Source organism: Butyrivibrio sp. VCD2006, from assembly GCF_000423925.1.
In the GTDB taxonomy this organism is placed as follows: Bacteria; Bacillota; Clostridia; order Lachnospirales; family Lachnospiraceae; genus Butyrivibrio.
On the sequence record NZ_KE384112.1, the window covers coordinates 15,605 to 26,535 of the forward strand.

General features: G+C 38.6%; 11 protein-coding genes and 1 pseudogene. 11 read left to right on the forward strand and 1 reads right to left on the reverse strand.

What is annotated here, in order from left to right; all coding sequences use genetic code 11:
- Positions 1 to 89: 89 nt before the first annotated feature.
- The 11 genes from G586_RS0121065 (at position 90) to G586_RS24365 (ending at position 10,472) form a co-directional block, all read left to right on the forward strand.
- The gene (locus G586_RS0121065) at positions 90 to 788 is read left to right on the forward strand and encodes an L-ribulose-5-phosphate 4-epimerase (protein WP_026529282.1); all 699 of its coding nucleotides are present in this window, start codon (positions 90 to 92) and stop codon (positions 786 to 788) included.
- Positions 789 to 1,160: 372 nt separating this feature from the next.
- Entirely contained in the window at positions 1,161 to 1,994 is an 834-nt protein-coding gene (locus G586_RS0121070; protein WP_026529283.1) for a transketolase, read from the forward strand.
- 152 nt (positions 1,995 to 2,146) lie between these two features.
- Complete coding sequence (locus G586_RS0121075) at positions 2,147 to 3,088, forward strand: transketolase family protein (RefSeq protein ID WP_026529284.1); 942 nt, start codon at positions 2,147 to 2,149, stop codon at positions 3,086 to 3,088.
- Between the two features lie 91 nt (positions 3,089 to 3,179).
- Positions 3,180 to 3,827, forward strand: a complete 648-nt coding sequence (gene rpe / locus G586_RS0121080; protein ID WP_026529285.1) for a ribulose-phosphate 3-epimerase — start codon at positions 3,180 to 3,182, stop codon at positions 3,825 to 3,827.
- Positions 3,828 to 3,943: 116 nt separating this feature from the next.
- Positions 3,944 to 4,180, forward strand: coding sequence for a hypothetical protein (locus G586_RS26835; protein ID WP_081674517.1), 237 nt, complete (start codon positions 3,944 to 3,946; stop codon positions 4,178 to 4,180).
- A gap of 188 nt (positions 4,181 to 4,368) precedes the next feature.
- Positions 4,369 to 5,280 carry a glycosyltransferase gene (locus G586_RS0121090; RefSeq protein ID WP_026529287.1) on the forward strand — a complete coding sequence of 304 codons (912 nt, stop codon included), beginning with the start codon at positions 4,369 to 4,371 and terminating at the stop codon, positions 5,278 to 5,280.
- A gap of 11 nt (positions 5,281 to 5,291) precedes the next feature.
- Complete coding sequence (locus G586_RS0121095; RefSeq protein WP_026529288.1) at positions 5,292 to 6,992, forward strand: hypothetical protein; 1,701 nt, start codon at positions 5,292 to 5,294, stop codon at positions 6,990 to 6,992.
- 21 nt (positions 6,993 to 7,013) lie between these two features.
- Positions 7,014 to 8,423: a lipopolysaccharide biosynthesis protein gene (locus G586_RS0121100; RefSeq protein ID WP_026529289.1), complete on the forward strand. Its 1,410-nt coding sequence runs from the start codon at positions 7,014 to 7,016 to the stop codon at positions 8,421 to 8,423.
- Positions 8,424 to 8,466: 43 nt separating this feature from the next.
- Positions 8,467 to 8,880 (forward strand): sugar 3,4-ketoisomerase, encoded by a 414-nt coding sequence (locus G586_RS0121105; protein ID WP_026529290.1) that lies wholly within the window; start codon positions 8,467 to 8,469, stop codon positions 8,878 to 8,880.
- Positions 8,881 to 9,981 (forward strand): DegT/DnrJ/EryC1/StrS family aminotransferase, encoded by a 1,101-nt coding sequence (locus tag G586_RS0121110; RefSeq protein WP_026529291.1) that lies wholly within the window; start codon positions 8,881 to 8,883, stop codon positions 9,979 to 9,981.
- Complete coding sequence (locus G586_RS24365; protein ID WP_035773910.1) at positions 9,978 to 10,472, forward strand: GNAT family N-acetyltransferase; 495 nt, start codon at positions 9,978 to 9,980, stop codon at positions 10,470 to 10,472. The genes G586_RS0121110 and G586_RS24365 overlap by 4 nt, the downstream gene beginning before the upstream one ends.
- A 226-nt stretch (positions 10,473 to 10,698) precedes the next feature.
- Here G586_RS24365 and G586_RS26770 read toward each other — a convergent pair.
- A pseudogene (locus G586_RS26770) lies at positions 10,699 to 10,931 on the reverse strand (IS110 family transposase); the annotation flags it as partial.

Below are 10,931 nucleotides of genomic sequence, written 5' to 3' on the forward strand. Positions count from 1 at the left end.
GCAGAATCACTGCTGAAAAGCCGGTAGTAGGGCAGTGAAAAGAAGGCTTTTGCTGTAATCACTGCTAAGGAAAAAAAGGAGTTTAGGAAATGTTAGAGGAATTAAAAAAGAAGGTTTATGAAGCAAATATTCTGCTTCCGAAATATGGCCTTGTTACATTTACATGGGGAAATGTCAGCGCGATCGACAGAGAGTCTGGACTTTTTGTAATTAAGCCCAGTGGTGTTGATTACGAGACAATGACTCCTGATGACATGGTAGTTATGGACTTAAATGGTAATAAGGTTGAGGGAAAACTCAATCCTTCATCAGATACACCTACACATGTTGAAATCTATAAGGCTTTCGAGGAAGTTGGCGGTGTTGTTCACACACATTCTTCCTATGCTACAAGCTGGGCTCAGGCAGGAAGATCAATTCCCTGCTACGGCACGACCCATGCGGACTATTTCTATGGTGAAATTCCCTGTGTGAGATGTCTTACAAAGGATGAGATTGAGGATGCTTACGAGGAGAATACAGGACATCTTATCGTTAATGAGTTCAATGCCATGGGTAAGGATCCTATCGCCGTTCCTGCTGTTCTTTGCAAGAACCACGGCGTATTCTCATGGGGTAAGGATGCTCATGAAGCAGTTCACAATGCGGTTGTTACTGAGGAAGTGGCTAAGATGGCATATAGATGCGAGGTTATTAATCCCAGAGTTATGCCTGCGCCTCAGGAGCTTCAGGATAAGCACTATTACAGGAAGCATGGCGCTAATGCGTACTACGGTCAGGGTAAGTAATTAGGACCCCTCATCCGGCACTTCGTGCCATCTTGTCTTCACTCCGTTTCGGTCGGCGCAGAGCAATTGTCCCCCGGACAATTTGCGCCCCCAAGGGGAAGGCAAATATAAAAGCTTTCCCCCCAAGGGGAAGGCAAATATATAAAAGCTTTCCCCCAAGGGGAAGGCAAATATACAAAGGCCTTCTCCCTCAGGGAGAAGGTGCCCGAAGGGCGGATGAGGGGCTAAACAGCATTATTTAAGAAAAAAAGCGCAAAAAAACGATAGTCGGTTATTGCTATTTATGGTAGATTTATTCTTGCATGGTATTAGCATCGGACAGGACCATGCAGAACTTCATAAGATTTTTTTGTAAAAGGAAGTGGAGGAATTATGACAAACAAAGAATTGCAGAAAATTGCAAACGAAGTCCGCAAGGGCATAGTTACAGCTGTTCATGCAGCAAAAGCCGGACATCCCGGTGGATCACTTTCAGCAGCAGATATCTTCACATATCTGTACTTTGAGGAGATGAACATAGATCCCAAGGATCCTGCAAAGGCTGATCGTGACCGTTTTGTACTTTCCAAGGGCCACACAGCACCCGGCCTTTACTCAGTTATGGCTCAGCGCGGATATTTCCCTGTAGAGGAGCTTAAGACTCTTCGTAAGCTTGGTTCAAGACTTCAGGGACATCCCAGCATGCAGTACCTTCCCGGACTTGATATGTCTTCAGGTTCACTTGGACAGGGATTCTCAGTAGCATGCGGTATGGCACTTTCTGCAAAACTTGATAATAAAGATTACAGAACCTACACACTTTGCGGTGATGGTGAGATCGAAGAGGGTCAGATCTGGGAGGCAGCTATGTTCGCAGGCTTCCGTAAGCTTGACAACCTCGTAGTTATCGTTGACAACAACGGACTTCAGATCGACGGACCTGTTGATGAGGTTTGCTCACCTTACCCGATCGACAAAAAGTTTGAGGCATTTAACTTCCATGTAATCAACATTGATGCACATGATTTTGATGCTATCAGAGCAGCCTTCAAGGAGGCCAGAGAGACTAAGGGTCAGCCCACAGCAATCATTGCACACTCTACTAAGGGTAAGGGCGTATCCTTCATGGAGAACCAGGTTTCATGGCACGGCGTAGCACCTAACGATGAAGAGTACGCTAAGGCTATGGAAGATCTTGAGAAAATTGGTGCAGCACTTGAGGCTTGAAGTTTATAAAACTAAAGCTTTTCTTTTGAGTGAAGCAGTTTATAAAACTAAAGCTTTTCTTTTGAGTGAAGCAGTTTATAAAACTAAAGCCTTCTCCTTTAGGAGAAGGTGTCTGCGAAGCAGACGGATGAGGTAAAATTTTGGAGGTTAAAATGAGCGAAGTTAAGAAGATAGCTACCAGAGACAGCTATGGTAAAGAACTTATAGAGCTTGCAAAGGTTAACGACAAAGTAGTAGTACTTGACGCAGACCTTGCAGCAGCAACAAGAACAGGCTGGTTCAAGAAGGAATTCCCGGATCGCCACATCGACTGCGGTATCGCAGAGTGCAACATGATGGGCATCGCAGCAGGACTTGCTACAACAGGCAAGATTCCTTTTGTCAGCACATTTGCAATGTTTGCAACAGGACGTGCTTATGAGCAGGTTCGCAATTCAGTTGGATATCCTCACCTCAATGTAAAGATCGGCGGAACACATGCCGGAATCACAGTAGGTGAAGACGGTGCCAGCCACCAGTGTAACGAGGATCTTGCACTTATGCGCACAATCCCCGGCATGGTTGTTATGTGCCCTGCAGATGATATTGAGGCAAGAGCTTGTGTTCGCGCAGCAGCTGAGCACGATGGCCCTGTTTACATCCGTTTCGGACGTGCAGCTTGCCCTGTAGTTAATGACAGACCTGATTACAAGTTTGAGCTTGGTAAGGGAACAGTTCTTCGCGAGGGTACTGATGTCAGCATCATTGCTACAGGTATCGGCGTAGGCGCTGCTCTTGAGGCAGCTGAGAAGCTTGCAGCTGAAGGCGTTAGCGCAGAGGTTGTAAACATCTGCACAATCAAGCCTATCGACAGAGAGCTCGTAGTTGCTACAGCTAAGAAGACAGGCAAGGTTGTTACAGTAGAGGAGCACTCAGTTATCGGCGGACTTGGAAGCGCTGTATGTGACGTTCTTTCAGAGGAGTGCCCTACAGTTGTTAAGAAGATCGGTATGCAGGATAAGTACGGCGAGTCAGGTTCAGCAGGCGATCTTGTTAAGAAGTATGGCCTTGACGGTGAGGGTGTATACAACTCAGTAAAAGAGTTTTTGAAATAATTCCTAAATGATTTGACTCTCAGCCCACATATATGGTATATGTGGGCTGTTGTGTTTTTTACTTGTATGCAATTTAGAGGTTGAAAGTTCTATGAATATACTTGCACCATCAATTCTATCAGCAGATTTTACGATACTTGGACAACAGATAAAGGAGACGGAGGCAGCAGGCGCACAGTACCTGCACTTTGATGTCATGGACGGCATTTTTGTGCCTTCAATTTCCTTTGGCCTGCCGGTGCTTAAATCTATCAGGAAAGCTTCGAATCAAGTTTATGATGTTCATTTGATGATAGAGGAACCTATTAGGTACGTTGAAGAATTTGCCAAGGCAGGAGCTGACATTATAACTTTCCATATTGAAGCCGCATCTGATGTCAGAGAAGTCATCGATAAAATCCACAGCCTTGGTAAAAAAGCCGGGCTTGCCATAAAGCCCAAGACTCCCGTGGAAGCCGTAAAGCCTTACCTGGAGCACATAGATATGCTTCTTGTTATGACGGTTGAGCCAGGGTTTGGTGGACAGAAGTATATGGATGAATGCACTGAGAAGATTTCTGAAGCAAGAAAGCTTGTAAGCGACATGGGGCTTTCTACAGATATCGAGATAGATGGTGGTGTGACTAAGGATAACATTCACATTCCGCTGGAAGCAGGAGCAAATGTAATTGTTGCAGGATCAGCTTGCTTTAATGGTGATATTGGTGAGAATGTTAGAGAACTTTTAAAAAATATGTGAAGGATAAGTACTCCTAAATTTTTTCTAAAATATTCCTAAATATCGAGTATTACTGCGCCTTATAACGTATAATAATAGTGAGAATATGCCCATTTAGTGAAAGTCAGGGTAGAGTTATGGCACACAATGTTAGGAATATTTGCATGAATTGCGGAAGATTGTTCACCGCGCGGGAGAGCAACCATGCATTCTGTTCGCTGGAATGTAAGAAGATGTATTCGAATCATTCCGGATACAGATGCAGGGATTGCAGAAATGCGGCCTGCAAGGTACGAAATGATTCACTTGTGAATTCACCGCCAGATTGTGAGAACCTTCAGCTTCACAAATCATATAAAATACCGGCAAAATAAATAAGAATCATATAAACATAGAGGAGACTGTCGCATATGCGGGAGTCTCTTTTTTAAGAAATACAAAGGATTTATTTAGCCATCTGCTTGTTATGTACAGCAGATGGTTTTTATATTTTGGATGGATTTGTAGTATACTATGGATGGCTTGTATTGCAATGCAGAAAAAATCGACGGAGATGGAAGGCATGAGTGAACTATTTGATGTTAGTGTAATCTTGCTAACATATCATTCTGATTATAATAAGACAATAGAAACAGTTAATTCTATATTAAAGCAAGAAAATATTACTTTTGAGCTTATTATATCAGAGGATTCTGAGCAGCATGAATATTATGACAGATTAAGAAAATACTTAGATGAGAATAAGTTCACAAACTATTTTTTTATTAATAATGATATAAATCATGGAACAACAATAAACCTATATAATGCAGTTAAAATTGCAAAAGGACCTTACATAAAGCCGATAAGCCCGGGAGATATGCTATATAATGAGCATATACTTTATACCATGATAAATGAGATGAAAAGGCATAATGCTTTGATGGGATTTGGAATTATGCAATTTTACGAAACGCGTGATAATGAACGTGTATTGCTAAATAAAAGCATACCGTACACATTTGAACCATACATCAAACGTAACAAAAGAATTATTGCCAAACATTTTATTGGTTATGGTGAATGGATAGCAGGGGCTTCTCAAATATTTGAGAGTAATTGTCTGTGCAAATACCTTGAAATAATTGCCGGAAGAATAAAATATTGTGAGGATTGTATAACCATCATGATTATTCTCGATGATATACAATACGTTTTTCTTCCTGAGTACGTAATTTATTATGAGTATGGTACGGGGATTTCAACGTCTGGAACCGTGGAAGATAGAAGTAGGACGCTAGATGATCAGATTGTATTTTGTGATATTCTTTATGAAAGATACAAACAGTATAAGAATCTTGCTAAGAGATGCAAAGCATTCTATTCTCTTTTCAAAAATAATAAGAAGACCATTGGTAGACGTATAAGGGAATTTATATTGTTACCGGAATATGGATTATATAGGGCATTAAATAAATTTAAGGACAGGGGTTAGTTTTCGTAATCGTGATTGCAAATAAAAAGACAGCGGTGAGCAAAATTGTATTATTTGAATATTTGGGGATTCTATGCATTATTAGTTTTATTTTGTTATATCGTTGGAATGATACTACATTATTTGGAGTTTTAGGTGATGAGTTTGGCTATTGGGGAAATGCTGCAGCTTTAGCTGGATTTGACTGGAAATCACTAATGTCTGAATCTGCCTATTATGGAATGGGATATAGTGTAGTTATTGCCCCGCTTATGTTCATAGGCGATTATGCCTTGCGTTATCATTGCGCCATTATATTAAATTGCATATTTCTTATTCTCTCACTATTATGCGCAAAGTATATTTTTTCCGTAATAGCAGAAAATAGTACCCCGCAGGAGCAAATTGCCGGTGCTATGCTTAGTGTGTTTACTATTAATGCAATATCCCAAGCACGAATTGCATGGTCGGAGACCTTGGTTTCGTTTCTGATGTGGGCTGTTATAGCCTTAATGGTTAGTATAAGTGAACAAGTTGCATTTTGGAAAATGGCTTTGATGGCTATTACATGCAGTTATATGATAATGGTGCATCAAAGAACGCTTCCGGTAGCATTAGTAGTTGTTTCGGCTACGATGTTCTTCCTATTAAAAAATAAAAAATATAAAGAAACATTATTTGTATTATTATTTTTTGTTTGCTTATATTTTTTAGTAGGCTATATAAAGAACATACAGATATCAATGATATATATGCATTCTGAGAAGTCTAATGTAAATAATTATGACATATCAGCTGGGCTTGTTTCTGAATATTATCAAAGAGTAATTGAGAATATTAAAACAATATTGGGTTCTTTTATTAGTAAGCTGATTATTGCAGTTCTCTGTACATATTATTTTTTAGCTTTTTCATTAACTGATATTTTGGTAAGAGTCCAGAAAAAAGAATTAGACAAGTATTTTTGGATACGCCTTGTTGTTCTTTTTTCTGCACTTCTTATGATTTTTCTTACTGCAGTTCAAATGAATGGCAAATCGAGAAGTGATTTGATTGTATATTCCAGATATTTTGATTTTACACTTGGACCTGTGATTCTGTTTGGTATTATGGATTCAAAAAAGAGGTTTAGTAAGTATTATAAATATCTGCCTTTCATGGTAATTGTATTTATTGCAGCGGGGCCTAATATAGTTGACTATATGGCAGATTGCGATTCCTCGTTCAATCATATATGTTCAACATTGCCGGGAAGTTTGCTACATTTTGCATTTGGTTCATCAATGGATTGGGCAGGCTTTAAAGTGCTTCTCAGTATATATATATTGGTTTTGGCTGTTACCGGTATCGCTCTGATTTACTCTTCTAAAAGAAAGATTCGTGTTTTTTGTTATACTTTTCTTTTGTGTTTAAATTGCTTTTTGGCTAATGAAGTCTCAGATCAGGTGAACTTATGGCGATACGCAATGTCTTTTGATGCCATGTTGATTTCAGATGAAACTAGTGATTCTACACTTTATTTTCTTGCTAGTGAAATTGAAAACTTTGATTTTGCATGTACATTGAAAGAGTATCAATTCATGTACCCTGATCAAAGTGTACAGGCAATTGATCTTGAAGATATTTCTGAAATGAGTATGACGGATTGCTATTTGGTTACCAGTTCGCCAATAGAATGGGATATATATCCTTATATAAAAGCTGACAGTTACTGTCTTTATTATTTCGATTAGGAATATGGTTGAAAGTTATTGATGAAGAAATCAAAATTGTTTATAGAAAATTTTTTAATATATGGCATTGGCGGAATCATAAGCAAAATTATCCCCTTTATCATGATTCCAATAGTGACAAGGCTTATGCCAAACTCAAAGTATTTTGGACTTAGTGATATGTCACAGACAATTGTGAGTCTATGTAGCTATTTTGCGGTCATGGGCATGTATGATGCGATGTATCGGTTGTTCTTTGAAAAAGATGACATTGATTATAAAAAAAGAATATGCTCCACAACACTCCTTTTCACAATAGGAACATCTGTTTTAGTATTTTTATTGATGATCATTTTTCGAAAGAGCATTGCAGCTTTTTTCTTCGAAAGTTATGAGTATGCATATCTTGTTTACATAAGTGCGATTGCAACTCTTGTTGGCGCCACAAACAGCATAATAGCTGCGCCGACAAGGATGCAGAACAAACGAAAAGTATTTCTTATAACAAATGCAATAAGTCCGATATTGTCATATTCTATTTCAATACCGATGCTTTTGGCAGGTTATTATGTCATTGCATTACCTCTTGCTGGAGTGATAGCATCTCTCAGTATGGAAATAACATTTTATATTTTGAATCGGGATTGGTTTTCAATTCGTTTTTTTGATTCAAAACTAATAAAGGAACTATTGTGGATTGGGGTTCCATTACTTCCTAATATGCTGATTTACTGGATATTTAATTCGTCTGATCGTGTTATGATCACTCAGTTGATGGATATCGGAGAATCTGGAATATATGCTATAGGTTCAAAATTAGGATTGGCAAGTCAGCTTATATATACCGCATTTGCCGGAGGCTGGCAGTATTTTGCGTTTTCGACCATGAAAGAAGAAGACCAGGTTGAAACTAATTCCAAGGTATTTGAATATTTGGGAATTATATCTTATTTGGCAACGACCATCATATGTGTTATTGCAGAGCCGTTTTATAAACTGATATTTTTACCGGAATATCATCGGGCATATATTGTTTCTCCCTATCTGTTTTTTGCACCTTTATTACAGATGCTATTCCAGGTTTCAGGAAATCAATTCCTTGTTATAAAAAGGTCATGGATATTAGGTTCAACTCTTTCAGTTGGTGCAGTGATTAGCATTTTATTGAAATTTGCGCTTATTCCCAGTATTGGAATGGAAGGTGCAGCGATAGGAACTTTATTAGGCTATGTCATATCTGATATTATCTGCGCGTTGGTGCTTATAAGAATGAAACTAATGGTTGTAAGAAAGAGATTTCTGTTCACTACAATTGCCATGTGTATAGGTTTCTTGCTATGGCGATTTTTGTTTAAATCAAGTTATGTATTGGAGATTGTCTGGGTTATAACATTTTTCTTTATCACATTTCTGGTATACAGAAAAGACATTCGGTTGCTTATAAGAAGATAATACTTTTACTGAAGGTGATTACATATAAAGGGAGGAGTATGCAATGCAAGTCGTAAAATACGTGTTCCAGCCACATGGGGATGAAAGAGGTCAGCTGGTTTCGTTAGAAGAATACAATGATATCCCTTTTGAAATTAAGCGTGTTTATTACATGTACAGTACAGTTGAGGGAGCCGTACGAGGACACCATGCACATAAGAGCCTTCAGCAGATTCTTTTTTGCGTACATGGATCATGTAAAGTCCTTTTAGATAATGGAAGAGAAAAGAAAGTGGTTCCGCTTGAAAAACCATACGAAGGATTATATGTTGCCAACAATATGTGGAGAGAAATGTATGACTTTTCTCCTGATGCTGTGCTTATGGTTTTGGCTTCCGAACCATATAACGAAGCGGATTACATAAGGGATTATGATGAATTCCTGAAATATGTTAATGTGACAAAGGCGGAAGAATAAATGGATATACCATTTGTCAGTTTTAGACCCATGGAACGGGAACTGGATAAAGATTTAAGAGAGGCTTTTAATCGTGTTTATGAGAGAAGCTGGTATATTGACGGTGTAGAAGATAAATGCTTTGAGGATTCTTTTGCAAAATATTGTGATTCTAAATACTGTATCGGAACCGGAAATGGCCTAGATGCACTTATGTTGCCTTTAAAGGCATTTGGGGTAGGCGAAGGGGATGAAGTAATTGTCCCTTCAAATACTTTTATTGCTACTGCGCTTGCAGTAACTTATGCCGGTGCTAAACCGGTACTGGTTGAGCCTGATAAGGACACTTACTGCATAAATCCTTTGTTGATAGAGAATGCTATTACTAATAAAACAAGAGCAATTATGCCTGTTCATTTATATGGTCAACCCTGTGATATGGATCCTATAATGGACATGGCAAAAAAACATCATTTATATATTATTGAAGACTGTGCACAGTCGCATGGTGCCAGATACAAGGGGAAAATCATCGGATCCTTTGGTGACGCGGCAGGCTTTAGCTTTTATCCGGGAAAAAATCTCGGAGCATTAGGGGATGCAGGGGCAACAGTTACGTCTGATAAAGCAATTGCAGATAAAATCCGGGCACTTAGAAATTATGGATCAGACTATAAGTACCATCACATATTTAAAGGTAATAATTCAAGATTAGATGAGTTGCAAGCTGCGTTCTTATCAGTAAAGCTTGAGCATCTTAATAGAATGAATGCTGAGCGTTGTAGGATTGCCGGTAGATATTTGAATGAAATCGACAATCCGCTTATCACACTACCGGTGGTTCCGGACTATGCTGATCCAGTTTGGCATATATTTGCTATAAGATGCGCGAGACGTGATCAGCTTGAAAAGCATCTGGCTAATTTGGGAATAGGTACCAACAAGCACTATCCCATCCCGATTCATATGCAGGAATGCTACAGGGATCTTGGGTATAATGAAGGATCATTTCCCATTGCAGAAGAGATTAGTAAAACAGAGCTTAGTTTGCCTATGTATTATGGGATGAGCGATGATGAGATAGGATATGTTATTGAAGCAATAAATGGATTTACACTATGAAACTTCGACATTTAGAAATTAAAGATGCAGAACTAATGCTCGAATGGATGCATGATAGTTTTGTAGTATCAAAATTGCAGACAGATTTTACAACCAAGACAATAGATGATTGTATAGCATTCATCCAAAGCAGTTGCACAAATGAAAATCTTCATTTGGCCATTGTTGACGAAGAAGATACCTATATGGGTACTGTTAGCCTGAAGCATATCACAGATTCAGAGGCTGAATTTGCTATAACAATTAGAAAAATTGCGATGGGCAAAGGCTATTCTATATGGGCCATGGATCAAATGCTACAAAAGGCCTTCGATGAATATGGGCTAAAAGCTGTGTACTGGTGCGTTGCAGAAGATAACTTGAGAGCACTAAGATTTTATGATAAGCATGGTTTTTTACGAGTACCAGCCAAAGAAATAAATATTTCCGGCGGATATACTCGTGAACAAATTGAATCTTATATTTGGTATCAAGTCATCTCTCTTTCTTAGTTCAGAATGGATGTCATTGATAAGCATACCTTCTTCGCTACATATTTTTATAGTAAAGTATATAAAAATGCGTTATTATATCTTTTGAGGCTCATGAAAGCACCTCTTAATTAGTTCTTTATGGAAGGAAAAAGAGTGAAAAATAAGTAGCGGATGAAACCGACTTAAATTAGAGGGACGAGATTTCCCGTCTCTCTGACAGGTTGATCATATAGGAAATCATTCATCAGTTATCGTTGCTTTTAACCAATGAAGAAATATCGTAACCCTGAGTTTTCAGATACTCAAATACGTTGGCATCATTTAAAACAACTTTGTGAGGATGATCATTAGGATCCATCAATTCCTTATAATCGCATGGAGTAAAAGTTTTCTTATCTTTCACCATGTGATATATGCAGACCATCATCATTCTGGCGATTGCTATTATTGCTTTCTTGTGACCACGACGATATTTTA